The 25,050-nt window shown below is 71.3% G+C and carries 22 protein-coding genes; 14 read left to right on the top strand and 8 right to left on the bottom strand.

The genetic code is table 11. From position 1 onward, the window contains the following. Positions 1-75 precede the first annotated feature (75 nt). The 6 genes from scy to ABTX18_RS09685 all read left to right on the top strand — a co-directional run bounded on the left by scy (position 76) and on the right by ABTX18_RS09685 (position 9,227). Positions 76-3,939, top strand: a complete 3,864-nt coding sequence (gene scy / locus ABTX18_RS09710) for a polarized growth protein Scy (protein ID WP_352122194.1) — start codon at positions 76-78, stop codon at positions 3,937-3,939. Between the two features lie 260 nt (positions 3,940-4,199). Then, positions 4,200-5,138, top strand: coding sequence for a coiled-coil domain-containing protein (locus ABTX18_RS09705; RefSeq protein WP_352122193.1), 939 nt, complete (start codon positions 4,200-4,202; stop codon positions 5,136-5,138). Positions 5,139-5,223: 85 nt separating this feature from the next. Then, positions 5,224-6,207: an ABC transporter ATP-binding protein gene (locus ABTX18_RS09700; RefSeq protein WP_352122192.1), complete on the top strand. Its 984-nt coding sequence runs from the start codon at positions 5,224-5,226 to the stop codon at positions 6,205-6,207. 5 nt (positions 6,208-6,212) lie between these two features. Beyond that, positions 6,213-6,992, top strand: coding sequence for an ABC transporter permease (locus ABTX18_RS09695; protein WP_352122191.1), 780 nt, complete (start codon positions 6,213-6,215; stop codon positions 6,990-6,992). A gap of 148 nt (positions 6,993-7,140) precedes the next feature. Beyond that, a complete protein-coding gene (locus ABTX18_RS09690) occupies positions 7,141-8,334 on the top strand; it encodes an ABC transporter ATP-binding protein (RefSeq protein WP_352122190.1) in 1,194 nt (397 codons plus the stop codon). Beyond that, entirely contained in the window at positions 8,331-9,227 is an 897-nt protein-coding gene (locus ABTX18_RS09685; RefSeq protein WP_352122189.1) for an ABC transporter permease, read from the top strand. Before ABTX18_RS09690 ends, ABTX18_RS09685 begins: the two co-directional genes overlap by 4 nt. A gap of 25 nt (positions 9,228-9,252) precedes the next feature. Here the strand turns inward: ABTX18_RS09685 and ABTX18_RS09680 are convergent, their stop codons facing one another. Beyond that, positions 9,253-9,582 (bottom strand): Rv1322 family protein, encoded by a 330-nt coding sequence (locus ABTX18_RS09680; protein ID WP_352122188.1) that lies wholly within the window; start codon positions 9,580-9,582, stop codon positions 9,253-9,255. Between the two features lie 197 nt (positions 9,583-9,779). On the opposite strand from ABTX18_RS09680, the gene ABTX18_RS09675 reads away from it, so the two are divergent. Beyond that, complete coding sequence (locus tag ABTX18_RS09675) at positions 9,780-10,823, top strand: LLM class flavin-dependent oxidoreductase (protein WP_352122187.1); 1,044 nt, start codon at positions 9,780-9,782, stop codon at positions 10,821-10,823. 90 nt (positions 10,824-10,913) lie between these two features. Here ABTX18_RS09675 and ABTX18_RS09670 read toward each other — a convergent pair whose 3' ends face one another. Continuing rightward, on the bottom strand, positions 10,914-11,306 hold the full coding sequence (locus ABTX18_RS09670; RefSeq protein WP_136328739.1) for an SCO5389 family protein: 393 nt from the start codon (positions 11,304-11,306) through the stop codon (positions 10,914-10,916). Positions 11,307-11,569: 263 nt separating this feature from the next. Between ABTX18_RS09670 and nucS the strand changes: the two genes are divergently transcribed. Continuing rightward, positions 11,570-12,241, top strand: a complete 672-nt coding sequence (gene nucS / locus ABTX18_RS09665; protein ID WP_326657926.1) for an endonuclease NucS — start codon at positions 11,570-11,572, stop codon at positions 12,239-12,241. 352 nt (positions 12,242-12,593) lie between these two features. Here the strand turns inward: nucS and ABTX18_RS09660 are convergent, their stop codons facing one another. From ABTX18_RS09660 to ABTX18_RS09645, 4 genes are all read right to left on the bottom strand, one after another. Beyond that, entirely contained in the window at positions 12,594-15,149 is a 2,556-nt protein-coding gene (locus ABTX18_RS09660; RefSeq protein ID WP_352122186.1) for an ATP-binding protein, read from the bottom strand. A 282-nt stretch (positions 15,150-15,431) separates the two neighbouring features. Further along, complete coding sequence (locus ABTX18_RS09655) at positions 15,432-15,755, bottom strand: STAS domain-containing protein (RefSeq protein WP_136328742.1); 324 nt, start codon at positions 15,753-15,755, stop codon at positions 15,432-15,434. Positions 15,756-15,993: 238 nt separating this feature from the next. Beyond that, on the bottom strand, positions 15,994-16,842 hold the full coding sequence (locus tag ABTX18_RS09650; protein WP_352122185.1) for a 3-hydroxyacyl-CoA dehydrogenase family protein: 849 nt from the start codon (positions 16,840-16,842) through the stop codon (positions 15,994-15,996). 132 nt (positions 16,843-16,974) lie between these two features. Further along, on the bottom strand, positions 16,975-17,616 hold the full coding sequence (locus ABTX18_RS09645; protein ID WP_352122184.1) for a TetR/AcrR family transcriptional regulator: 642 nt from the start codon (positions 17,614-17,616) through the stop codon (positions 16,975-16,977). An 81-nt stretch (positions 17,617-17,697) separates the two neighbouring features. On the opposite strand from ABTX18_RS09645, the gene ABTX18_RS09640 reads away from it, so the two are divergent. Genes ABTX18_RS09640 through ABTX18_RS09630 form a run of 3 tightly spaced genes read left to right on the top strand, consistent with a single transcriptional unit; the run spans position 17,698 to position 19,827 of the window. Then, positions 17,698-18,480: an ABC transporter ATP-binding protein gene (locus ABTX18_RS09640; protein ID WP_352122183.1), complete on the top strand. Its 783-nt coding sequence runs from the start codon at positions 17,698-17,700 to the stop codon at positions 18,478-18,480. 11 nt (positions 18,481-18,491) lie between these two features. Next, positions 18,492-19,241, top strand: a complete 750-nt coding sequence (locus tag ABTX18_RS09635; protein WP_352122182.1) for an ABC transporter permease — start codon at positions 18,492-18,494, stop codon at positions 19,239-19,241. A gap of 13 nt (positions 19,242-19,254) precedes the next feature. Further along, positions 19,255-19,827, top strand: coding sequence for a cob(I)yrinic acid a,c-diamide adenosyltransferase (locus tag ABTX18_RS09630; RefSeq protein ID WP_352122181.1), 573 nt, complete (start codon positions 19,255-19,257; stop codon positions 19,825-19,827). Positions 19,828-19,857: 30 nt separating this feature from the next. Here ABTX18_RS09630 and ABTX18_RS09625 read toward each other — a convergent pair whose 3' ends face one another. Further along, entirely contained in the window at positions 19,858-20,430 is a 573-nt protein-coding gene (locus tag ABTX18_RS09625; protein ID WP_352122180.1) for a hypothetical protein, read from the bottom strand. Between the two features lie 151 nt (positions 20,431-20,581). Between ABTX18_RS09625 and ABTX18_RS09620 the strand changes: the two genes are divergently transcribed. From ABTX18_RS09620 to ABTX18_RS09610, 3 genes are all read left to right on the top strand, one after another. Then, entirely contained in the window at positions 20,582-21,799 is a 1,218-nt protein-coding gene (locus tag ABTX18_RS09620) for a sensor histidine kinase (RefSeq protein WP_352122179.1), read from the top strand. After that, positions 21,796-22,446, top strand: coding sequence for a response regulator (locus tag ABTX18_RS09615; RefSeq protein ID WP_352122178.1), 651 nt, complete (start codon positions 21,796-21,798; stop codon positions 22,444-22,446). Before ABTX18_RS09620 ends, ABTX18_RS09615 begins: the two co-directional genes overlap by 4 nt. A gap of 182 nt (positions 22,447-22,628) precedes the next feature. Continuing rightward, on the top strand, positions 22,629-24,497 hold the full coding sequence (locus ABTX18_RS09610) for a glycosyl hydrolase family 18 protein (protein ID WP_352122177.1): 1,869 nt from the start codon (positions 22,629-22,631) through the stop codon (positions 24,495-24,497). A gap of 96 nt (positions 24,498-24,593) precedes the next feature. On the opposite strand, the gene ABTX18_RS09605 is transcribed toward ABTX18_RS09610, so the two are convergent. Continuing rightward, complete coding sequence (locus tag ABTX18_RS09605) at positions 24,594-25,040, bottom strand: DUF2550 domain-containing protein (protein WP_352122473.1); 447 nt, start codon at positions 25,038-25,040, stop codon at positions 24,594-24,596. Between the last annotated feature and the right edge of the window lie 10 nt (positions 25,041-25,050).

Below are 25,050 nucleotides of genomic sequence, written 5' to 3'. Positions count from 1 at the left end.
TGGAGTTCGCGATCAGGGTTGGGGTCTCCCCTGCTCGAACGACGTTGAGAGCTCGGGGAAGGATGGGACCGCGCAGTGCGGGGCTACGAACGCCAGGAGAGCCACCGAGCTGAAGACGACCATCTCTCGCGGTTCGAAGCCGAGATGGACCGGCTGAAGACCGACCGGGAGAAGGCCGTCCAGCACGCCGAGGACCTCGGTTACCAGGTCGAGGTCTTGCGTGCCAAGCTGCACGAGGCCCGGCGCAGTCTGGCGACCCGTCCCGCCTACGACAGCGCGGACATCGGTTACCAGGCGGAGCAGTTGCTCCGTAATGCCCAGATCCAGGCCGACCAGCTGCGCAACGACGCCGAGCGCGAACTGCGCGACGCCCGTGCGCAGACGCAGCGGATCCTCCAGGAGCACGCCGAGCACCAGGCGCGGCTCCAGGCCGAACTGCACAACGAGGCCGTGCAGCGCCGCCAGCAGCTCGACCAGGAGCTGGCCGAGCGCCGCCAGACCGTCGAGTCCCACGTCAACGAGAACGTGGCGTGGGCCGAGCAGTTGCGCGCCCGGACCGAGGCCCAGGCCCGCCGGCTGCTGGACGAGTCCCGGGCCGAGGCCGAGCAGGCGCTGAGCGCCGCCCGCGCCGAGGCCGCCCGGCTGGCCGACGAGACGCGCCAACGCCTGGGCTCCGAGGCCGAGTCCGCCCGCTCGGAGGCCGAGTCGATCCTGCTGCGCGCCCGCAAGGACGCGGAGCGGCTGCTGAACGCCGCCTCGAGTCAGGCGCAGGAGGCCACCGCCCACGCCGAGCAGCTGCGCACCTCGACGACGGCCGAGACCGAGCAGACCCGCCAGCAGACCACCGAGCTGAACCGGGCCGCCGAGCAGCGCATGCAGGAGGCCGAGACGCAGCTGCGCGAGGCCCGCGTCGAGGCCGAGAAGGTCCTGTCCGAGGCGAAGGAGGCCGCCGTCAAGCGGCTGGCCGGCGCCGAGTCGCAGAACGAGCAGCGCACCCGTACCGCCAAGTCGGAGATCGCCCGGCTGGTCGGCGAGGCCACCAAGGACGCCGAGGCCCTCAAGGCGGAGGCCGAGCAGGCGCTCGCCGACGCCCGTGCCGAGGCGGACCGGCTCCGCTCGGAGGCGGCCGACAGCGCGCGCACCGCCGCGGCGGAGGACGCCGCGGCCCAGCTCGCCAAGGCGGCCCGTGCCGCCGAGGAGGTGCTGACCAAGGCATCCGAGGACGCGAAGTCGACCACCCGGGCGGCGAGCGAGGAGGCCGACCGGATCCGCCGTGAGGCGGAGGCCGAGGCGGACCGGCTGCGCGGCGAGGCCGCCGAGCAGGCCGACCAGCTCAAGGGCGCGGCCAAGGACGACACCAAGGAGTACCGGGCCAAGACGGTCGAGCTCCAGGAGGAGGCGCGCCGGCTGCGCGGCGAGGCCGAGCAGCTGCGCTCCGAAGCGGTCGCCGAGGGCGAGCGGATCCGTGGCGAGGCCCGCCGCGAGGCCCTCCAGCAGATCGAGGAGGGTGCGAAGACCGCCGAGGAGCTGCTGGCCAAGGCCAAGGCGGACGCGGAGGAGCTGCGGGGCGCCGCGGGGACCGAGAGCGAGCGGGTCCGCAGCGAGGCGACCGAGCGGGCGGCGGCGCTGCGCAAGCAGGCGGAGGAGGCCCTGGAGCGGGCCCGCGCCGAGGCCGAGCAGCTGCGGACCGAGTCCGAGGAGCAGGCCGAGTCGGTGACGGCCGCGGCCGAGCAGGCCGCGGCCGCGCTGCGCGAGGAGACCGAGCGCGCGATCGCGGCCCGGCAGGCGGAGGCGGCCGATGAACTGACCCGGCTGCACAGCGAGGCCGAGACGCGGGTCACCACCGCCGAGCAGACGCTCGGCGAGGCGCGTGCCGACGCGGAGCGCATCCGGCGCGAGACGAACGAGGAGTCCGAGCGGCTGCGCGCGGAGGCAGCCGAGCGGCTGCGCACCCTGCGGGAGCAGTCCGAGGCCGAGGCCCAGCGGCTGCGCGACGAGGCGGCGGCCGATGCCGCGCAGTCGCGTGCGGAGGGCGAGTCCGTCGCCGTACGGCTGCGCAGCGAGGCGGCCGCCGAGGCCGAGCGGCTGAAGACCGAGGCGCAGGAGAGTGCCGACCGGGTGCGGTCGGAGGCCGCGGCCGCCGCCGAGCGGGTGGGCGCGGAGGCCGCCGAGGCGCTCGCCGCCGCGCAGGAGGAGGCCAACCGGCGCCGCCGCGAGGCCGAGGAGACCCTCGACGCGGCGCGTACCGAGGCCAACCAGGAACGTGAGCGGGCCCGCGAGCAGAGCGAGGAGCTGCTGGCCTCCGCCCGCAAGCGGGTCGAGGAGGCGCAGGCCGAGGCCCAGCGCCTGGTCGAGGAGGCGGACGCGCGGGCGACCGAGATGGTCTCCGCCGCCGAGCAGACCGCCCAGCAGGTCCGGGATTCGGTCAACGGGCTCCAGGAGCAGGCCGAGGCGGAGATCGCCGGGCTGCGCTCCGCCGCCGAGCATGTCGCGGAGCGGACGAGGTCCGAGGCGCAGGAGGAGGCGGACCGGGTCCGCTCGGATGCCTACGCGGAGCGGGAGCGGGCCGGGGAGGACGCGGCCCGGGTCCGCCGGGTGGCGCAGGAGGAGACGGACGCCGCGAAGGCGATGGCCGAGCGGACGGTCTCCGAGGCGATCGCGGAGTCGGAGCGGCTGCGCGCCGACACCGCGGAGTACAGCCAGCGGATGCGTACGGAGGCGTCCGACGCCCTGGCCTCGGCCGAGCAGGACGCGGCACGCAGCCGGGCGGAGGCCCGCGAGGACGCCAACCGGATGCGGTCCCAGGCGGCGGAGCAGGCCGACAGCCTGATGTCCAAGGCCACAACGGAGGCCGAGCGGCTGACGTCCGAGACCACGGGCGAGGCCGAGCGGCTGTTGTCGCAGGCCACGGCGGAGGCCGAGCGGCTCCGTACCGAGGCGGCGCAGCAGGCGGCCCGGCTCGGTGACGAGGCGGCGACCGAGGCGGAGCGGCTGCGGGCGGAGGCGGCGGCGACCGTCGGTTCCGCGCAGGAGCACGCGGCCCGCACCCGCGAGGAGTCGGAGCGGCTGCGGAGCGACGCCGAGGCGGCGGCCGAGCAGATGCGTGCCGAGGCGCGCCAGGAGGCGGACCGGCTGCTGGACGAGGCGCGCGAATCGGCCTCGAAGCGGCGTGCCGACGCCGCCGAGCAGGCGGACCAGCTGATCAACAAGGCCCAGGAGGAGGCGCTGCGCGCCGCCACCGAGGCCGAGGAGCAGGCCGACACGATGGTCGGGGTGGCCCGCAAGGAGGCCCAGCGGATCACTTCCGAGGCGACCGTCGAGGGCAACACCCTGGTGGAGCGGGCCCGGGCGGACGCGGACGAGCTGCTGGTCGGTGCCCGCCGGGACGCCACGCAGATCCGGGAGCGGGCCGAGGAGCTCAGGGCACGCCTGGAGAGCGAGATCCAGGAGCTGCACGACCGCGCCCGGCGGGAGACGTCCGAGCAGATGAAGACGGCCGGCGAGCGCGTCGACAAGCTGATGAAGGCGGCGACCGAGCAGCGCGAGGAAGCCGCCGCGAAGGCCAAGGAGCTCCTGTCCGACGCCAACTCCGAGGCGAGCAAGGTCCGGATCGCCGCGGTGAAGCGGGCCGAGTCGCTCCTCAAGGAGGCGGAGCAGAAGAAGGCCAGCCTGGTGCGCGAGGCCGAGAAGCTGCGGGCCGACGCCGAGGCCGAGGCCGAGCGGATCGTGGACGAGGGCCGGCACGAGCTCGATGTCCTGGTACGCCGGCGCGCGGACATCAACACGGAGATCTCCCGTGTCCAGGACGTCCTGGAGGCGTTGGAGTCTTTCGAGACCCCGGGCGCGGGCGGTAAGGGCGCGGGCGCCGGTCCGCCCGGCGGCGTCAAGGCCACGGCGGCGGCGGGCACGCGTACGGGTGGCAAGCAGTCGGACGGGTAGCCGCCCGGTGCTCTCCCGTAGTCCGGCAGGTTTGTCGGGCAGCCACCAGGTGCTCCCCCGCGGTCCGGCGGGTGGCCACCCGGTGCTCTGTCGTGGTCCGGCAACGACGTTCAGCCCTCCGAGTGGCAAGGGTTACGGGGGTTAGCCACTCAAAAGGGGTGTCATTCTCCAGATCAAACGGGCATCTGCTCGATGACACGCCGTTCTGGCCCCTAGGATTCCCTCTATCACCTCACCGGTCTCACTTCGACAGGAACCCCATGAGTGACCCTTCCTCCCCCTTCGGCTTCGAGCTCGTGCGGCGTGGTTACGACCGCGGTCAGGTGGATGACCGCATTACCAAGCTCGTCGCCGACCGTGATAGTGCTCTCGCCCGCATCACGTCTCTGGAAAAGCGCATCGAGGAACTCCACCTCGAAACGCAGAACGCCCAGGCCCAGGTGAACGACGCGGAGCCGTCGTACGCGGGTCTCGGCGCGCGTGTGGAGAAGATTCTCCGCCTTGCCGAGGAGGAGGCGAAGGACCTGCGTGAGGAGGCCCGTCGCGCCGCCGAGCAGCACCGCGAGCTCGCCGAGTCCGCCGCCCAGCAGGTGCGCAACGACGCCGAGACCTTCGCCGCCGAGCGCAAGGCCAAGGCCGAGGACGACGGCGTCCGCATCGTCGAGAAGGCCAAGGGTGAGGCCACCACGCTGCGCACGGACGCGCAGAAGGACGCGGCCCAGAAGCGTGAGGAGGCCGACGCCCTCTTCGAGGAGACCCGCGCCAAGGCCGCCCAGGCCGCCGCGGACTTCGAGACCAACCTGGCCAAGCGCCGCGACCAGTCGGAGCGCGACCTCGCGTCCCGTCAGGCCAAGGCCGAGAAGCGTCTGGCCGAGATCGAGCACCGCGCCGAGCAGCTCCGTCTGGAGGCCGAGAAGCTCCGTACGGACGCCGAGCGCCGCGCCCGCCAGACGGTGGAGACCGCTCAGCGCCAGGCCGAGGACATCGTGGCCGACGCCAACGCGAAGGCCGACCGGATCCGCAGCGAATCGGAGCGCGAGCTGGCGGCGCTCACCAACCGCCGCGACTCGATCAACGCCCAGCTGACCAACGTCCGCGAGATGCTGGCGACGCTGACGGGTGCCGCGGTCGCCGCCGCGAGCTCCCCCGCCGACGAGGAGCCCGCCACCCGCGGCGTTCCGGCCCAGCAGACCCGCTGACCCCTGGGTTCACCGCAGTACCCCTTGCGCGCCCGGTTCCGCCTTTGTGGTGGCGCCGGGCGCGCGGCCGTTCTAGCGTGTGCGCATGATCGAGCTCGAGGGCCTCACCAAACGCTTCGGTTCCAAGGTCGCCGTCGACGGATTGTCGTGCCGGATCAGACCGGGGATGGTGACGGGTTTTCTGGGACCCAACGGGGCGGGCAAGTCCACCACGATGCGGATGATGCTCGATCTCGACAACCCCACCAGCGGATCGGTGCGCATCGACGGCAAGCACTACCGCGACCTGTCGGAGCCCCTCAAGCACATCGGCGCGCTCCTGGACGCCAAGTCGATGCACGGGGGCCGCAGCGCGTACAACAACCTGCTCTGCCTCGCCCAGAGCAATCGCATCCCGGAGAGCCGGGTGGCGGAGGTTCTCGACACCGTGGGCCTGACCGCGGTGGCGAAGAAGAAATCCAAGGGATTCTCCCTCGGTATGGGTCAGCGCCTGGGAATCGCGTCGGCACTGCTCGGTGATCCCGAGATCCTGATGTTCGACGAACCCGTCAATGGTCTGGACCCCGAGGGAATTCACTGGATCCGCAATCTGATGAAGGCACTCGCCGCGGAAGGCCGGACGATCTTCGTCTCCTCCCATCTGATGAGCGAAATGGCCCTGACGGCGGATCATTTGATCGTGATCGGGCAGGGCCGGCTGCTCGCCGACACCACGATGGCCGACTTCATCCATCAGAACTCCCGCAGTTATGTGCGGCTGCGCTCCCCGCAGCAGGAGCGGCTGCGGGACGTCCTGCACGCGGAGGGCATCGTGGCGGTCGAGTCGGGCAACGGCACGTTGGAGATCGACGGCGCCACCACCGAGGACCTGGGCGAGCTCGCCGCCCGGCACGCGATCGTGCTGCACGAGCTGAGCTCGCAGCGGGCCTCTCTGGAGGAGGCGTTCATGCAGATGACGGCGGACTCGGTGGAGTACCACGCGCATTCGGAGAGCGGGGCCGCGCCGCCCCCGGTGGGACCGCACTGGGGCGACCAGCCCGGCGGCGCCGGCACCGGAACGGGGGTGTGACGACGATGGCATCGGTACCCGCGGTCCTGACCTCCGAATGGACCAAGATCCGTACGGTCTCCTCGACGACCTGGACGCTGATCTCCGCGTTCCTGGTCACCGTCGCGATGAGCGCCGCGCTCTGCGCGGTGATGAACTCCCAGTTCGACGACCTCTCCGATGCGGAGCGGGCCACGTTCGACCCCACGTTCATCAGCTTCTCCGGGATGATTCTCGGCCAGCTGGCGATGGTCGTCTTCGGTGTCCTGGTGGTCGGTACGGAGTACAGCTCCGGCATGATCCGCACCTCCCTGGCGGCCGTGCCGCAACGCGCCACCTTCCTCTTCAGCAAGATGGTGGTCGCCGGCGTGCTGGCCCTGGTGGTCGGGATGGTCACCAGTTTCGTGTCGTTCTTCCTCGGCCAGGCCCTGCTCGGTGACCACAGCATCGGCATCGGCGAGGACAACGTGCTGCGGGCGGTGTTCGGAGCCGGTCTCTACATGGGGCTCATCGCGCTCTTCTCCATGGGCGTGGCGGCGATGCTGCGCAGCTCCATGCTGTCGCTCGGCATCCTGATGCCGTTCTTCTTCCTGGTCTCGCAGATCCTGTCGGCGGTCCCGGGGGCCAAGAGCGTCGCCCAGTACTTCCCCGACCAGGCAGGTTCCAAGATCATGCAGGTGGTGCCCGACGCGATGGACAGCGATCCGGCTCCGTACGGGCCGTGGGCCGGGCTGCTGATCATGGTGGCGTGGGTGGCGGCCGCGGTGATCGGCGGTTTCCTCGTACTCAAGAAGCGCGACGCCTGAGGGGTGACCCGAAGGGGGCCGGGGAAGGGACTCGCCCCGTGACGACTTGGCCGGAACCGTCAAGGCCTGGATATCCTCCTCACTCATACGGGGGGCGTGCGGCCGACGGCCTGGGCCCCGACGACAGATAAGTCGATGGGGCTGGAGCATGATCGAGGCAGTCGGCCTGACCAAGCGCTATGGCGCGAAGACGGCCGTGTACAACCTTTCCTTCCAGGTGCGGCCCGGTGCCGTCACCGGGTTCCTCGGTCCCAACGGGTCGGGGAAGTCGACCACGATGCGGATGATTCTCGGCCTGGACCGGCCGACGGCCGGCCGGGTGACCATCGGCGGCCACGAATTCCGCAATCTGCCGAACGCACCCCGCCAGGTGGGCGCCCTGCTCGACGCCAAGGCCGTGCACGGCGGGCGCAGTGCCCGCAACCATCTGCTCTCGCTCGCCCAGCTGGCCGGCATCCCGGCCGCCCGGGTCGACGAGGTGCTGGGCGTCGTCGGCCTCCAGCAGGTGGCCTCGAAGCGGTCCAAGGGCTACTCGCTGGGCATGGGGCAGCGCCTGGGCATCGCGGCCGCGCTGCTGGGCGACCCGCAGGTGCTGCTCTTCGACGAGCCGGTCAACGGTCTCGACCCGGAGGGCATCCTCTGGGTCCGTAACCTGATGAAGATGCTGGCGTCCGAGGGCCGTACGGTCTTCGTCTCCAGCCATCTGATGAGTGAGATGGCCCTCACCGCCGACCATCTGATCGTGATCGGCCGCGGTCAGCTGATGGCCGATATGAGCATCACGGACTTCATCTCGGCCAACTCGGCCGATTTCGCCCGGGTCCGGGTGCCGGACGACGGACCCGAGCAGCGCGAGAAGCTCACCGCCACCCTCACCGAGGCCGGCGGCCAGGTCATGTCGGAGCCGGACGGAGCCCTGCGGATCACCGGGCTCCGGCTGCCGCGGATCAGCGATCTGGCCCATGAGGCCGACGTCCGGCTGTGGGAGCTCTCGCCGCACCAGGCCTCGCTGGAGGAGGCGTACATGCGGATGACTCAGGGTGCCGTGGACTATCGCTCGACGGCCGACCAGGTGGCCCATCTGCAGGCGCCGACGCCCGGCGGATACGGACCGCAGCAGGGGTACGCCCCGCCGCAGAGTGCCCCCGAGGTGCCGCAGCAGGGCTGGTACGCCCCGCCGCCGCCCGGACAGAACCCGTACGCGCCCGCGCAGGCGCCCGTAGCGGTACCTGCCGCTCCCCCGGTGTCCCCGGTGGCCCCCGCCGCCGCTCCCGCCCCGGCAGTGCCCGCCGGGCCCCCCGCAGACCTGACCAAGCGCGAGACCAGCGAGGACTCCCGATGACAACGCCGTCCACGCCGCCGGTGCCGCAGGCGCCGTACCAGCAGCAGGCGTATCAGCAGCCCCATGCCCCCCAGCAGTACGGGCAGGGCCAGCAGGCCGGCTTCTACACCTCGCCGATCCCGGTGCGTCCCGCGACGCTCGGCGACGCGATCGCCTCGGAGTGGACCAAGATCCGTTCCGTACGCTCCACGATGTGGACGCTCGGCGTCATGATCGTGCTGCTGCTCGGCATCGGCCTGCTCGCGGCGGTGGCGGTCAGCACCTCCGACGCCGACCTCGACGGCACCCCGGTGCTCAGCCTCGGCTTCTTCGGCGTGCTTCTGGGGACGATCTGCGTGATCACGCTGGGCGTGATGACCATCGCGTCGGAGTACGGCACCGGCATGATCCGTACGACGCTGACGGCATGCCCGAGCCGGGCCCGGGTGCTCAGCGCGAAGGCGATCGTCTTCTTCCTGCTCACGTTCGTCCTGACGACCGTGATGACCACGATCGTCGCGCTGCTCCAGACCTCGATCCTGGACGCCGAGGCGCCCAGCGGCGACGAGTGGCTGCGCGGCACGGTCGGGGTGGGGCTCTACATCGCGTCGCTGGGGCTGCTCTCGCTGGCGGTCGGCGCGCTCATCCGGCACTCGGCCGGGGCCATCACCATCATGATCGGGGTGGTGCTGCTGCCGCTCGTGCTGGCCATCTTCATGTTCGCCGAGTCCCTGTCGTCCCTCCAGGAGTGGCTCCTGGAGTACTCGATCCCCAACCAGCTCAGCATCTTCTACGACAACTCGGTGTCCTCGTCCGGCGGGCCGTCCGGCTGGGATCCGCTGTGGATCATGCTCGGCGTGACCGCCGTGGCCCTGGGCGGCGCCTACCTGTCGATGAACAACCGGGACGTCTGACGCCGGCGGCCTCCCGCACGGCCGCTCAGTACCGAGGCGCGTTCCTGGACCGCTGCACCCGCGTGGTGCGGCGGTCCTTCGCGTTCCAGCAGGCCTTGTGCCAGTGTCTGCGGTCGTCGATCCCGCCGTACTGGGACCAGGCCACCAGGTGCGGGACGCCCGAGGGGATCTCCTGGTCGCAGCCGGGGCACCGGTAGCGCTTGCCCTGTGCGCTCGCCCCGTTCACCGGGCGGACCGACCACTCCTCGCCCTGCCACTCCTCCGAGCGCCCTCCGCCGCCGTACCGGTCCCCCGCCGCGCTCGCGCGGTCGGTGGGACTCTCTCCGCCTCGGGGGCGGTTGCGGCGCGGGGACACGTGACACCTCACAGGCGGGCCGGGCAGTTCCCGTCAAGCCTAGGGCCATTCGGAGGGGGCGGACGTCCCGCACCGCCCGGGGCGGGACGGGTTACCGGAAAATCGCAACAACTTCCCCGTGGACCGTGCCTTTGGCACGTGTCAGACGTTGTTGCCAGTAGGGGAGAGCCGCGTCGGCCGCAAGGAGGTATCTGGCGATGCGTGTGGGAACGTTCGTACTGGCAGCCCAGTTTCCGGGCCAGGGACCCGGGGAGGCGCTGCATCGCGCGATCCGGTCCGCCGAGGTCGCGGAGGAGTCGGGCCTCGACTCGGTCTGGCTGGCCGAACATCATTTCGTGCCGTACGGGGTCTGCCCGTCGGCCGTGACGCTGGCCGCGCTGCTGCTCGGCCGCACGCGCAGAATCCGCGTCGGCACGGCGGTGAGCGTGCTGCCGACCCAGCATCCGGTCGCGCTCGGCGAGCAGGCCGCGCTGCTGCACCTCACGAGCGGCGGCCGGTTCACCCTCGGCGTGGGCCGGGGCGGGCCGTGGATCGACCTGGAGGTGTTCGGCGGCGGCCTGGAGGCGTACGAGAACGGCTTCCCGGAGTCCCTGGGGCTGCTGCTCGACTGGCTGCGCGAGGCGCGGGTGGCGGGCCGCGGGGAGCGTTACGGCTTTCGCGAGGTGGCGGTGGTCCCCAGGGCCGACGAGCTGTTCTACGAGGAGAGCGGGGAGAGCCCCGGCGGCCCCGAGGTGATCGTCGCGTGCACGTCTCCGAAGAGCGTGAGGCTCGCCGCCGAGAACGGCCTGCCGATGCTGCTGGGCATGCACTGCGGTGACGAGGAGAAGGCCGAGATGGTCGCCCTCTGGCGCTCCTGCGCACTCGCCGCCGGCCGTTCGCCGCAGAGCGTACGGGAGGCGGGGCACGTGTCCGCGGGGGTGGCCCAGATCGCGGACCGGGCCGACGACGCCCGGGAGACCCTCGTGAAGACGATGCCCGGCTGGCTGCGCCAGGGGCTCGACGCCCATGTGACGGTGGACGGCCGGCACCGCGTGATGCGCGACCCGGTCGGATACACGGAGCTGTTGTGCGGGCTTCATCCGGTGGGCCCGCCCCGGCTCGCGGCGGACCGCCTCGCGGCCACGGCGGAGCGCACGGGCATCACCCGCTTCGCGCTCCTGGTGGAGGGTTCCGGAGATCTCGTGGCCACGGAGGAGAACGTAGCGCGGCTGGGCACCGAGGTGCTGCCGCTCCTCGAATGACCCACACGGACGGGTCTCACGGTGTACGTGCGGGAGCTGCCGCCCCGGACCAGTTGCACCTCCCGCGGCCCGGGGCGGCAGCGGAAGCGTTCAGCAGTCCCGTAGTTCGGGCGACTGGTTGAGCAACTGGCCCCTCACCGAGGTGAATCGGGCCAGCCGGTCGTCGACCGAGGCGTCCAGCGGGAATACCGCGACGCGGTGGCAGTTCTGGAATGCCAGCCGCACCCCGAAGTGCCGCTGCAGCGCGCCGCGTATCGCATCACTCGCGAGCGCACGCAGCAGCTGACCACGTGCCTGCTCGTTGGGCGGCGGCGTCTGGTTGTCGGCGAACTCCCCGCCGTCGACCTTCAGCTGAGCGACCAGCGAGCTGATCATCTCCCATGCGTAGGGCAGGGAGGTCCGGACGCAGTCGACGAAGTCGGCTTCGTCGACCTCGCCTCGCTCGGCCTGTTCCAACAGCGCCGGTGAGACGTCGAGCGACATGGGTTCTCCTCTCGCGACCCCGACGGAGGGCCGGGGCCTTACGGGCAGGGAAGAAGGACGGCGACGCAGCGTGCACGCACGGCGACCTCCTGCTTCCACGGTAAGGGCGCAGTCCGGGCCGCACCAGGAGATTGGGAACACAACCGGCCAATAACGAAGGGGTTCAAAGAGGGGCAAGACAGAATGCGTCACTCCGCGGCGGGCAGGGAGTGACGGGTGGGTGAATCGCGTCGAGTGCCCGTCGTCGAGTAGCGTTGCCGACCATGCGTCTCGTCATCGCCCGCTGCTCCGTGGACTACGCGGGCCGGCTCACGGCCCACCTGCCCTCCGCTCCCCGTCTCATCCTGGTGAAGGCGGACGGGAGCGTGTCGATTCACGCCGACGACCGGGCTTACAAACCGCTCAACTGGATGTCGCCGCCCTGCACCCTGAAAGAGGGCGCCGACGACACCGCGGGCGTCTGGACCGTGGTGAACAAGGCGGGCGAAAAACTGATCATCACGATGGAGGAAATCCTCCACGACTCGTCCCACGAGCTGGGTGTCGACCCCGGCCTGATCAAGGACGGCGTGGAAGCGCACCTCCAGGAACTGCTCGCCGACCGGATCGAGACGCTCGGCGAGGGCTACACGCTCATCCGCCGCGAGTACTTCACCGCCATCGGCCCCGTCGACATCCTGTGCCGCGACGCCGACGGGCAGACGGTGGCGGTCGAACTGAAGCGCCGCGGCGACATCGACGGCGTGGAGCAGCTGACCCGCTACCTGGAGCTCCTCAACCGCGATCCCCACCTGGCACCGGTGAAGGGCATCTTCGCCGCCCAGGAGATCAAGCCCCAGGCCCGCGTCCTGGCGACGGACCGGGGCATCGGCTGCGTGGTCCTCGACTACGACGCGATGCGCGGCATCGAGGACGACAAGCTCAGGCTCTTCTGACCTCGGCGGCTTTCCGGCCCGTCCGGCCCTCTCCAGCCCGCCCGGCGCTTGAAGGCGGAACCCTCGGGCCGGAGGCCGGCCACCTCACCGGACCGGGCGCACACACCAAGCCCGTCCGGCGCTTGGGGACGGAACCCTCGGGCCGGAGCCCGGCAAACCCACCGGACGGGGCCCACGTATCAAGCCCGTCCGGCGCTTGAGGACGGAACCCTCGGGCCGGAGCCCGGCAAACCCACCGGACGGGGCCCACGTATCAAGCCCGTCCGGCGCCTGAGGACGGAACCCTCGGGCCGGAGCCCGGCGACATCACCGGACGGGGCCACTCACCGGACCCCCGCCGGGACACCCCCGCTCAGGTCACCGACGGACTCGCATCCGTGACCCGCGAGGACCCACTCGCCGAGTCGGACGTATCCGGCACGGACGGCGCCGGTGCCGTGGACGTCGACCCACTGGGATCCGGCGACGGCGACGGCGGCGGACTGACCGACGACGGGCCGGTCCTCGTCGGCGTCGGCTTCGTCGTCGGCTTCGTCGACTCCGACGCCGTCCCCGTCGGCGACGGCCTGTCCGGAGTCTCCTCACCCGTCGGCGACGGGGCCGAGGAGGAAGAAGCCGTCGCCCCCGCGGACGACGCCCCGCCCCCGCCCGCCGGCACAGCGGACCCGCTCCCCGACGGCCCAGGCGTCACCGACGCCGACGCCGACGCGGAACCGGACGCCTTGGCGGACGGGCTCGCGCCGGACGCCGGCTCCTCCGCCGGCAGCTCGTCCTCCGTACCCCCGCCCTCGGTCACCGACTGCTCGGTCGAGGCCCCGGGGTCACCCTGCGGGTCGGCGTTCGAGGTGAGCCCGAGGGTCACCACCGTGCCGAGCACTCCCGCCAGCAGGACCCCCGCACCGGCCGCGACCAGATTGCGCCGGGCCCCGCCCAGCATCGCGAAGCGGCCGCCGTCCTCGCCGGCGCTCTTCGGCGCGCTCTGCCGGGACACGACGGCGGTCTCGTCGGAGTAGGGCCGAGGCACCGAGACGGGGATGACGGCCGGCAGACCGCGGGGCGGCGACGCCTCGAAGCGGTAGGCCGGTATCACGTCGGTCCCCGGCACACCGCTCGCCGGAACACCGCTCAGGGCCGGTCCGCCGGAGCGGTCCTCGACCAGGGCGAGAGCCCGGCGCCCGGCCACCGCGCCGGACTTGTCGGCGAGCGCCCCGCGCATGCTGATGGATGTCTCGAGCTCGGCCCTCGCCCGGTCGAGGTTGTCGGTGCAGAGGGCGAGCACGCCCAACTCATGGTGGAAGTAGGCCTCTTCGGCGACCTCACCGGCGATCCGGCCGGCCTCCTGGCCGATCCGCAGGGCCCTCTCCCAGGCGCTCCAGTGCAGCCCGGCGGCGAAGGCGGGCGAGGCGCTGCGGGCCAGCAGCACGGCGACGCTGGTCTGCCCGGCCCCGTCCCCCGGCACCAGCTGCGCCATCGCCGCGACGATCGCGTCGGCCTCGGCCACCACCCGTGCGGGCGTGACGGAGGGGTGCCCGGCCCACCAGGCGTAGTGCTGGGCCACCGTCCGGGCCCGGTCCGTGGCGTCCTCGCCGTATCCGGCGGCCTCGAGCTGGGCGAGGACACCGGCGGCCAGGCGGTAGCGGGAGCCGGCCGGGGACAGGAGTCCGCAGCCGGCCAGCTCGCCGAGGGCCGCGTCGGCGTGGGTGTCGCCCACGAGCGCCGGCAGATGCGCCTGGTGCGGCACCTCGCCGCCGAGCGCGACCGCGAAGCGCAGGGTGTCCCGCGCTGCCCCGCTGAGCCGTGAGGCGAGCAGCGCGGCGGGGGCGGCGCCTTCCCCCAGACTGGGCAGCGCCACCTCGGCCGCCTCCGCCTCGACAGCCCCGACGGCCTCATCGGCCACCGGTGGCTCCTGGGCCGGCTGGAGGGGCGCAACAGGAGCGACGGGCGCGACAGGCCGGTTCTCCAGGTACCCGTACTCGTCGTACGCGGTCGGGTCCGTGGTCAGCATGTCGCGCTGGCGCAGCAACGCGCCCGCCTGGACGAAGCGCAGCGGAAGGCCCTCGGACTCGAACCAGAGGTCCCCCGCCCAGTTGGCCTCCTCCTCGGTGAGCGTGCGCTCCACCACCCGTTCCATCAGGCCGACCGAGGCGCCGCGGTCGAGACCTGCGAGGAAGACCTCTTCGAGGTGGGACTCGGGACCGGGCGCGGCGACGTCGGGCGTCGCGGCCAGCAGGAAGGCGCATTCGGGCGTCGCGCCCAGCAGTTCGTCGAGCGCGGCGCCCCCGAACTCCAGGTCGTCGAGGACGACGACGGCGCCGGTCGTCCGCAGCTTCTCCCGCAGCAGTTCCCGGTCCGGGCGGTGCAGCGGCGCGTCGTGCACGGCCTCGAAGAGCCCGTGGAGGAGGTCGCTGACGGTGCGCTTGTGGCCGTTGAGCCGGACGACTCCGTCCGGGGCAAGTTCCGCGCAGTCGGCGGCCACCGCGTCCAGCAGCGCGGTACGGCCGGAACCGGCCGGTCCCGTGAGCCGTACGGAGCGGCCGCGGGCCAGCAGGCGCGTCAGCCGTTCGTGCACGTCCTCGCGCTGCAGCAGGGGAAGCTGGGGCACGGGCGGGCCGGGCGGGACCGGGGGCGCGGCGGCCCGCTCACGGTCGGCCCGCTCCGCGGGGATGCGCCGGACGGGTGCGGCGGGCTGCTCCCCGGGCGGGCACGGTTCGACCTCGCTGCCGTCGACGGGGTTGACGGTGAGCAGGAGGTCGCCGGATATGAGGGGGACGATGCGTGCCTGTTGCGGTGTTTGCTGACTGAAATCGGGCGTCAGCGGATCGCGGGAAGGACGGCGCCGGCCGGCTTCCTCGGTGAAGCCGTCGCTGTCGTGGCCGTACTCTTCCGGCCCCCGGTGTGTCGGGTCCATCGCCAAAGCCCCCAAGACGCGTCGAGCGCGGTAGTCCCTCCCGGCCTCGCACGCCCAGCTGTCGCTTCCGGTCCGGTGTCCGCCAGGTGGGTCCGTCAATCGGCAGACGGCCGAACCCTAAACCTTCGCACAGTATCTACGAACATCCGGGGTGGCGCGCCGCCCCGCAGATCACGGTCTCGTGAGGATTATGTGGCTTCGGCCGGCGCCCGGGACGCCGCGGCCGGGCCCCGGGAGGGAGCCCGCGGCAGGCCGCCGGGACGGGTCCGCAGCCGGACACCCTCAGACGCGCGGGAGCGATTCCGCGGCGATTCCGCCTTCGATGGCCAGGATGCGGTGCAGCCGGGTAGCCACCAGCAGGCGTTGCATCTGCGGCGGTACGCCGCGGAGCACCAGCCGCCGCCCGGCGCGCCCGGCCCGGCGGTGCGCCCCCATGATGACGCCCAGCCCGGTGGCGTCCCACGAATCCAGCTCGGTCAGGTCGAGCACCAGATCGCCGGCTCCGTCGTCGAGAGCCGAGTGCAGGACCGTACGGGCGTCCGCCGCGCTTCGGACATCGAGGCGGCCCCCGACGACCAGCTCGGCGTGGTCGCCCCTGATGTGCATATGCGCTCCCCTGGAAGGCTCCGTGGCGTGGTTCGGTCTGTCTGAAACTGTCTCTGCCCCAACTGACTGCGGCAACGACAGGGAAGTTGCCGTCTGTAAGCGAACCGATACCGAATTCACTCCGTGGAGTGACCGAGGCCCGCCATGGATCCCCTGCGGACCCTTTGGTTCCGGAAGACGGCCCCCGGAACCCCGGCCCTGATCGACGGCAGATCAGGCGGCCCGGGGACCAAAACGATCAGTAGGTGTAGAAGCCCTGCCCGCTCTTGCGGCCGATGTCACCTGCATCGACCATCCGGCGCATCAGCTCCGGGGCGGCGAACTTCTCGTCCTGGGACTCGGTGTAGATGTTGCCGGTGGCGTGCAGCAGGATGTCGACGCCGGTCAGGTCGGCGGTGGCGAGGGGGCCCATGGCGTGGCCGAAGCCGAGCTTGCAGGCGATGTCGATGTCCTCGGCCGAGGCGACGCCCGACTCGTAGAGCTTCGCGGCCTCGACGACGAGCGCCGAGATCAGCCGGGTGGTGACGAAGCCGGCCACGTCACGGTTGACCACGATGCAGGTCTTGCCGACCGACTCCGCGAACTCCCGTGCGGCGGCCAGCGTTTCGTCGCTGGTCTTGTAGCCGCGTACGAGTTCGCAGAGCTGCATCATCGGAACCGGCGAGAAGAAGTGCACGCCGACGACGCGCTCGGGGCGCTCCGTCACGGCCGCGATCTTGGTGATCGGGATGGCGGAGGTGTTGGAGGCGAGCACGGCGTCGTCCCGGACGATCTTGTCGAGGGCCCGGAAGATCTCGTGCTTCACCTCCAGCTTCTCGAAGACGGCCTCGACGACGACGTCCGCGTCGGCGACCGCGTCGAGATCGGTGGTCGTGGTGATGCGGGCGAGCGCCGCCTCGGCGTCGGACTCGGCGAGCTTGCCCTTGGCGACGAACCTCTCGTAGGAGGCCTTGATGCCGTCACGGCCACGGGTCAGCGCCGCGTCGGTGACATCACGCAGCACGACGTCCCAGCCCGCCTGGGCGGAGACCTGCGCGATACCGGACCCCATGAGTCCGGCGCCGATGACGGCGAGCTTCCTGGCCACGTTGGCACCCCTATGCATTCTCGGCGGTTCTTGTTCCGTGCTCTCCGGCGGAGGTTAGTACCCGTGAGGGGCGCTGGGGCAGCGAAGAGATGCGCGTCACGTCTCAAATGACGGACATCACACCGAGATGCGTCATTCGGCGGGGAGCCGGGCGTAGTTGAGTACCTTTTCGCCCAGCAGGTCCTCGATGTCGTCGAGCAGGATCAGGGCGTCGCGGGACACCTCGGCGGCTCCGCGGCCCGCCACCATCTCGCCGCCGATGTACGCCATCAGCGTCGCGTGCACCCAGGAGAGCTGACCGGCCACCAGGTTGGCGGTCCGGTCCCCGGGCCCGTTCCCGCACTCCTCCTGGAGCGTCCCCTCCAGATGCTGGAGGGCCTCCTGCTGGATGTGCCAGAGGCGGGCCTTGAGGCTGTCGGCGCCCTCGATGACCCGCATGAACTGCTCGTACCCCTCCATCAGGCCGACGGTGGGGGACACGCCCTCGACCTGGATGCGCAGTTCGCGCAGGACGGCGTCGGCCGCGGACTCCCCCTTGTCCCGGCCCCGGACGTACCTCGAGAGGCGGTCGACGATGCCCCGGCTGCGGTCGAGGAAGAGGTCCTCCTTGGTCGGGAAGTAGTTGTAGACGGTGTTCACCGAGACGTCGGCGGCCCGGGCGATCTCGGCGATCGTGACCGCGTCGAATCCCCGCTCCAGGAAGAGACCGGTGGCCACGTCCGAGAGGTACTGCCTGGTCTGGCGCTTCTTGCGCTCCCTGAGTCCCTCAGCCATGGCCCCATCGTAGGACGCTCTGGGGTTCCTGAATATTTGGCGTCATTGCAATTTTTCACCGACTCTGTTTTTGTAGTCGTTATGCCAATCATCAGCACCGCGGGCCTCGCCCGGACGTTCGACACCAAGGCCGGCCCGGTGGAGGCCGTCCGTTCGATCGATCTGACCGTCGCGACCGGCGAGATCGTCGCCCTCCTCGGCCCCAACGGCGCGGGCAAGACCACCACCCTGCGCATGCTCACCACCCTGCTCGCCCCCACGGGCGGCGTCGCCACCGTCGCGGGCTGCGACCTGATCGCGGATCCGGCGGGCGTACGGAGGAAGTGCGGGTACGTCGCCCAGTCCGGCGGCGTTGACCCCCACATCACCGTGCGGGAAGAGCTCGTCACCCAGGGCCGGATGTACCGGCTCAGCAAGGCCGAAGCGGTCACCCGGGCCGTGGAGCTGGCCGGGGACCTGGGCCTGTCGGACCTGCTGGACCGCAAGACGCTCACGCTCTCCGGAGGACAGCGGCGGCGGCTCGACATCGCGATGGGGCTCACCCACCGCCCGGCCGTGCTCTTCCTCGACGAGCCGACCACGGGGCTCGACCCGGGCAGCCGCACCGATCTGTGGCGACTGGTGCGCCGGCTGCGCGACACGTACGGCACGACCGTCGTGCTCACCACCCACTACCTCGACGAGGCCGACGCGCTCGCCGACCGGCTCGTCGTGGTCGACGGCGGCCTGGTCGTGGCCGAGGGCACGCCGGCCGCGCTGAAGACCCGCTACGCGGGCTCGCCCGCCGCCCCTCTCCAGGACGCCTTCCTGGCGATCACCGGGCGTTCCCCCGCCTCCGCCGATGCGAATCCCGTCGCCGTCTAGGAACGAGTCCCATGCTTCTCCACGACACCAAAATCATCTTCGGGCGGTACGTCCGGCAGACCCTGCGCTCGAAGTTCCAGATCCTCTTCGGCGTCCTCATGCCGCTGCTCTACCTGCTCTTCTTCGGCCCGCTGCTCACCGGGCTCCCGCTCGGCCCGTCCGGTGATTCCTGGCAGATCCTGGTCCCCGGACTGCTGCTCCAGCTCGGCCTGTTCGGCGCCTCGTTCGCCGGTTTCGCCCTCATCATCGACAAGTCGACCGGTGTCGTGGAACGGATGCGGGTGACGCCGGTCAGCCGTCTGGCGCTGCTCCTGGGCCGGGTGCTGCGCGATGCGTTGCTGTTCATGTTCCAGGCGGTGCTGCTGGTGCTGGCCGCCCTCCTCATGGGGTTGCGCGCCCCGCTGCCCGGTGTCCTGATCGGCTTCGCGTTCGTGGGTCTGCTGACCCTCTCGCTGGCCTCGCTGTCGTACGCCCTGGCCATGAAGGTCAGTACGCCGCAGGGATTCGGCCCTCTGATCAACGCGGTCACCATGCCGGCCATGCTGCTCTCCGGGCTGATGCTGCCGATGAGTCTGGGCCCGGGATGGCTGGACGTGCTGTCGCACCTCACGCCGTTCCGCTACCTCGTGGACGCGGTCCGGGACGCGTACGTGGGCTCGTACGCCACCGCGCACATGCTGTACGGCGTGCTGGTCGCCCTCGGATTCGCGGCACTCGCCGTGACAGTGGGCACACGCGTCTTCAAGAAGGCGGGCGCCTAACTAGGCTGACCGCATGGTCAATCTGACACGTATCTACACCCGTACCGGCGACAAGGGCACCACCGCCCTCGGCGACATGAGCCGGACCGCCAAGACCGATCTGCGGATCTCCGCGTACGCCGACGCCAACGAGGCCAACGCGGTCATCGGCACGGCGATCGCGCTCGGGCAGCTGAGCGAGGACGTCGTCAAGGTCCTCGTCCGGGTGCAGAACGACCTGTTCGACGTGGGAGCCGACCTGTCGACGCCGGTCGTCGAGGCGCCGAAGTACCCGCCGCTGCGGGTCGAGCAGAGTTACGTCGACAAGCTGGAGGCGGACTGCGACCACTTCCTGGAGCAGACCGAGAAGCTCCGCAGCTTCATCCTGCCGGGCGGCACCCCTGGCGCGGCGCTGCTGCACCAGGCGTGCACGGTGGTCCGGCGCGCGGAGCGGTCCACCTGGGCGGCGCTCGAGGTCCACGGCGACGTGATGAACGCGCTGACGGCGACCTATCTCAACCGGCTCTCGGACCTTCTCTTCATCCTCGCCCGAGTGGCGAACAAGGAGGTCGGCGACGTGCTGTGGGTGCCGGGCGGCGAACGCTGACCGGGCACGCACAGGGCCGCCCGCGCGCACTCATCGCGCGGGCGGGCCGGGCACGTGCTTCGTATCGCTCCCCGGGTCCCGCTTGGGGAACAGCGTGTAGCTCCCCGCGATCACCAGGTTGATCCCGATCAGGAACAGCATCTTCTCCTGCCACGCCCGCAGCGACGCCGTGTCCCCGTCTCCCCCCACGTACCAGACCGCCGCCTGCAGCAGGGCCAGCGCCGTCACCGAGGCCACCGTCCACCGCCCGGCCACCCGCCACTCGTGCGCGGCCCGCGCCATCCCGTACTTCGGCGGCTTCACCGGCGGCGGACCGCCCGCGAAGCGGTGCGCGACCCGGGCGTCGATCCACTTGGTGGTGGAGTGACCGAGGCCCAGCGTGAAGCCGATGTAGACGGCGGCCAGCCCGTGCTTCCAGTCCGGGTCGGCGCCGTTCTTCAGGTCGACGGCCCCCGCCACCAGCAGGACGAACTCCAGCAGCGGCTCGCACAGCAGCACGGCGGCGCCGAGGCGCGGCTTCTTCGCCGCGTAGCGCAGCGCGAGCCCGGCGGCCAGCAGCACCCAGAAGCCGATCTCGCAGAGAACGATCAGTGTGACGATCACGGTCCGTTTCCTTTCCCTCCCTGCCAGCGTCGCGGCCCGGCCGTCCCGGATCATCGGCCCCGGTGACGAAAGACCACTGCATCCTTCGATGTAGTGGCGGCTCGCTCCCTGTACGGACGTGGGCCGTGGGCCGGACGTGTTGGATGGGAGGGTGTTCTCCCCGGCCACCCGCCTTCGCCGCCCCGCCCCTCCGCACCGCGGCGACGTCCTCATCGCGGTCGTCGGGCTGCTCGGCGGAGCGGTCCTGGCGCTCCTCGGCCTGCACATGCAGAACGGCCGGCTCCTCGGCTCACCCTGGGTCGCGCTCATCCCCCTCGCCGTGATCTCGGGGGCCGGGCTGCTGCGCCGGAGCGCCCCGCAGACGGCGCTGGTCATCGGCACCTTCGCCCTGGTCGCGGACCAGTTCACCCCCGGGAACCTGGCGACCGTGCTGATGTACACGGACCTCATGTACGCGGCCGTGCTGTACGGGACCCCGGCGGCCGCCCGCCGCATCCCGGTGACCACGTTCCTGATCACGGTCGGCGTCACGATCGGCTTCCTGGCCTGGCTCCGCGATCCCCAGGCCCTGCTCATCGGCATCGTCACCGGTCTGGTCTCGTTCGCGCCCGCGCTCACCGGCGTCAGCGTGCGCAACCACCGCGACGCCGCGGAGACCGCCCGACTGCGCGCGGATCAGACCGCGCTGCTGGCCGAGATGGACCGCGTGCAGGCGGTGACCGCCGAACGCGCCCGGATGGCACGCGAACTGCACGACATGGTCGCCAACCACCTCTCGGCGATCGCCATCCACTCCACCGCCGCGCTCTCGCTCGACGACCCGGCGACCTCCCGCGACGCCCTCGGCGTCATCCGCGAGAACAGCGTCGACGGTCTGGCCGAAATGCGCCGTCTGATCGGGCTGTTGCGCACCGGCGCGGCCGATCCGGAGCCGAGCAGCTCGCCGACTCTCGCGTCGCTGGACGCCCTCGTCGAGCAGCATCGGACGAACGCCACCTCCAGCGGACTGACCTGCACCCTGGTCGATGCCCGCACCGATCACGGCCGGCTGCCCGCCCCCGTCGAGCTGGCCGCGTACCGCATCGTCCAGGAGTCGCTCACCAACGCGCTCAAGCACGCCGCGCCCGGTCCGGTCACGGTACGGCTGGGACAGACGGGAGAGCGGCTGACGGTGGAGGTGGTCAGCGTCCTCGGGGACCGGCCCGGGCCGCGCGCCCCGGGGTCGGGGGCCGGGCTGATCGGGATGCGGGAGCGCGTCGCGCTGCTCGGCGGGGAGTTCGAGGCGGGCCCGGCGTCCACCGGCGACGGGCCGAGGATCTGGCGGGTACGGGCGCGCCTGCCCGTGACGGAAGGAAGCGTGAGGGAATGACGATCCGGGTTCTGGTGGCCGAGGACCAGTCGGCCGTACGGGCGGGGCTGGTGCTCATCCTGGGCAGCGCACCGGACATCGAGGTCGTCGCGGAGGCCGGCGACGGCGAGGAGGCCGTCCGCCTGGCCCGCGAACTGCGCCCCGACCTGGTGCTGATGGACATCCAGATGCCCCGCCTCGACGGGGTGTCGGCGACGAAGCAGGTGGTCGCGGAGGGGCTGGCGGATGTGCTGGTGCTGACGACCTTCGACCTGGACGCGTACGTGTTCGGCGCGCTGCGGGCCGGGGCGTCGGGCTTTCTGCTGAAGGACACCGAGGCGCGCGGGCTGATCGACGCGGTCCGTACGGTGGCGCGCGGCGAGGGCCTGATCGCCCCGTCGGTGACGCGCCGGCTGATCGCGGAGTTCGCCGGAACCGCGCCGGGACCGCAGTCGGGCGGACCCGACCGGGCGGTGCTGGACGCGCTGACCCGGCGTGAGCGCGAGGTGCTCGGCTGTCTCGGGGACGGACTGTCGAACGCGGAGATCGCGGTGCGGTTGTCGATGGCCGAGGCGACGGTGAAGACGCACGTCAGCCGGTTGCTGGGGAAGCTGGAGCTGCGGAGCCGGGTCCAGGCGGCCGTGCTCGCACAGGAGTTGGGCGTCTGAGGTTTATCCACACGCCCATCCGAACTTTGGTCTGGACCTCTTGACGATTGGTCCAGACCTTCCTAATCTCACCGAGCACACTGCGGTGAGCCCGCCATGACAAGTCGGGCTCAGGGCGGCGCAGGGTTTGCAGTCCACGGACCACCCCCCATATCTGGCCGGACCTCACCCGAGGAGCACCGTTGAGCACTGAGACCCCCCGCCGTACCCGATTCAGAATCGGGGCCGGACGAGCCACCCGATCCCGAGCAGTCGCGGGCCTCACCGCACTGCTCCTTCCGCTCGCCGCGCTGGTCGGCCTGGCCTCCCCCGCCGAGGCAGCCACCTCCGCCACCGCCACGTACGTCAAGAAGTCCGACTGGGGCAGCGGCTTCGAGGGCCAGTGGACGGTGAAGAACACCGGCACCACCTCCCTGTCCTCCTGGACCATCGAGTGGGACTTCCCCTCCGGCACCGCGGTCGGCTCCGCCTGGGACGCCACCGTCACCAGCTCCGGAACCCACTGGACGGCCAAGAACGTCGGCTGGAACGGCACCGTCGCCCCCGGAGCCAGCGTCAGCTTCGGCTTCAACGGCACCGGCTCCGGCTCCCCCACCGGCTGCAAGCTGAACGGCGCCTCCTGCGACGGCGGCAGCGTCCCCGGTGACAACGCCCCCTCGGCGCCGGGCACCCCCACCGCGAGCGGCATCACCGACACCTCCGCGAAGCTCACCTGGAGCGCCGCCACCGACGACCACGGCATCAAGAACTACGACGTCCTGCGGGACGGCGCCGTCGTCGCCACGGTCACCGGCACCACGTACACCAACACCGGCCTCACCGCGGGCACCGACTACTCGTACACGGTCAAAGCCCGGGACACCGCCGACCAGACCGGGCCGGCCAGCGGCGCGGTCAAGGTGCACACCACCGGCGGCGGCACCGACCCCGGCACCGGCAGCAAGGTCAACCTCGGCTACTTCGCCGAGTGGGGCGTCTACGGCCGGAACTACCACGTCAAGAACCTGGACACCTCCGGTTCCGCCGCGAAGATCACGCACATCAACTACGCCTTCGGCAACGTCCAGAACGGCAAGTGCACCATCGGCGACTCCTACGCCGACTACGACAAGGCGTACACCGCCGACCAGTCCGTCGACGGCGTCGCCGACACCTGGGACCAGCCGCTGCGCGGAAGCTTCAACCAGCTGCGCAAGCTGAAGGCGAAGTACCCGCACATCAAGGTCCTGTGGTCCTTCGGCGGCTGGACCTGGTCCGGCGGCTTCGGCCAGGCCGCGCAGAACCCGGCCGCCTTCGCCCAGTCCTGCTACGACCTGGTCGAGGACCCCCGTTGGGCCGATGTCTTCGACGGCATCGACATCGACTGGGAGTACCCCAACGCCTGCGGTCTGACCTGTGACACCAGCGGCCCGGCCTCGCTGAAGGCCCTCACCTCCGCACTGCGTACCAAGTTCGGCAGCAGCAACCTGGTGACCGCGGCCATCACGGCCGACGGCTCGGCGGGCGGCAAGATCGACCTCGCGGACTACGCGGGCGCCGCGCAGTCGCTGAACTGGTACAACGTGATGACGTACGACTTCTTCGGCGCCTGGGACGCGAAGGGCCCGACCGCCCCGCACTCCCCGCTCACCTCGTACAGCGGCATCCCGAAGGCCGGCTTCACCGCGGCCGAGGCCATCGCCAAGCTGAAGGCCCAGGGCGTCCCCGCCTCGAAGCTGCTGCTCGGCATCGGCTTCTACGGCCGCGGCTGGACCGGCGTCACCCAGGACGCACCCGGCGGCACCGCCACCGGCGCGGCCCCGGGCACGTACGAGGCCGGGATCGAGGACTACAAGGTCCTCAAGAACAGCTGCCCCTCCACCGGCACGATCGCGGGCACGGCATACGCGCACTGCGGCACCAACTGGTGGAGCTACGACACCCCGGCCACCATCACGTCCAAGATGACGTGGGCGAAGAACCAGGGCCTGGGAGGCGCGTTCTTCTGGGAGTTCAGCGGGGACACGAGCAATGGTGAGCTCGTGAGCGCGATGAACAGCGGTCTCAAGTAGTCCCCACCGCAGCACCGCACATCGCATAACCCCCGAAAAAGCGCCGGGGAGACGGGTCCGCCCCCTGTCTCCCCGGTTTTCGTCTGTCCTGTGGCCTCAGGCCACGTTCACTCTCTGGCCGGGCGGTGCCGCCTCCAGCCAGGCGAGGAAGCCGGTGAGAGCGTCCTCGGTCATCGCCAGTTCCAGGCGGGTATCCCGGTGGAGACAGCCGAGGATCACTGCGTCGGAGAGCAACGCGAGCTCCTCCTCGCCCTCGGGCAGCCGGCGGGCGACCACCTCGATCGAGGCGCGCTCCAGCACCCGGCGCGGACGCGGGGAGTAGCTGAAGACCCGGAACCAGTTCAGCTTGTCGCCGCTGTACCGGGCGACTCCGTACACCCAGCCCTTGCCCGAGAGATCGGGCTCCGCGGGCACGTCCCATCGCAGACTGCAGTCGAAGGTCCCGCCGGAGCGCTGAATCAGCCGCCGGCGCAGACCGAAGACGAAGAGCCCCAACAGCACCAGTGCGACGACGAGCCCGCCCACCCACAGCGCGAGGACCATCTCCACCGAC

Origin of the sequence: Streptomyces sp. NPDC096323, assembly GCF_040302845.1 — a bacterium.
GTDB lineage: Bacteria > Actinomycetota > Actinomycetes > Streptomycetales > Streptomycetaceae > Streptomyces.
This window is presented reverse-complemented; position numbering and strand designations above follow the sequence as displayed.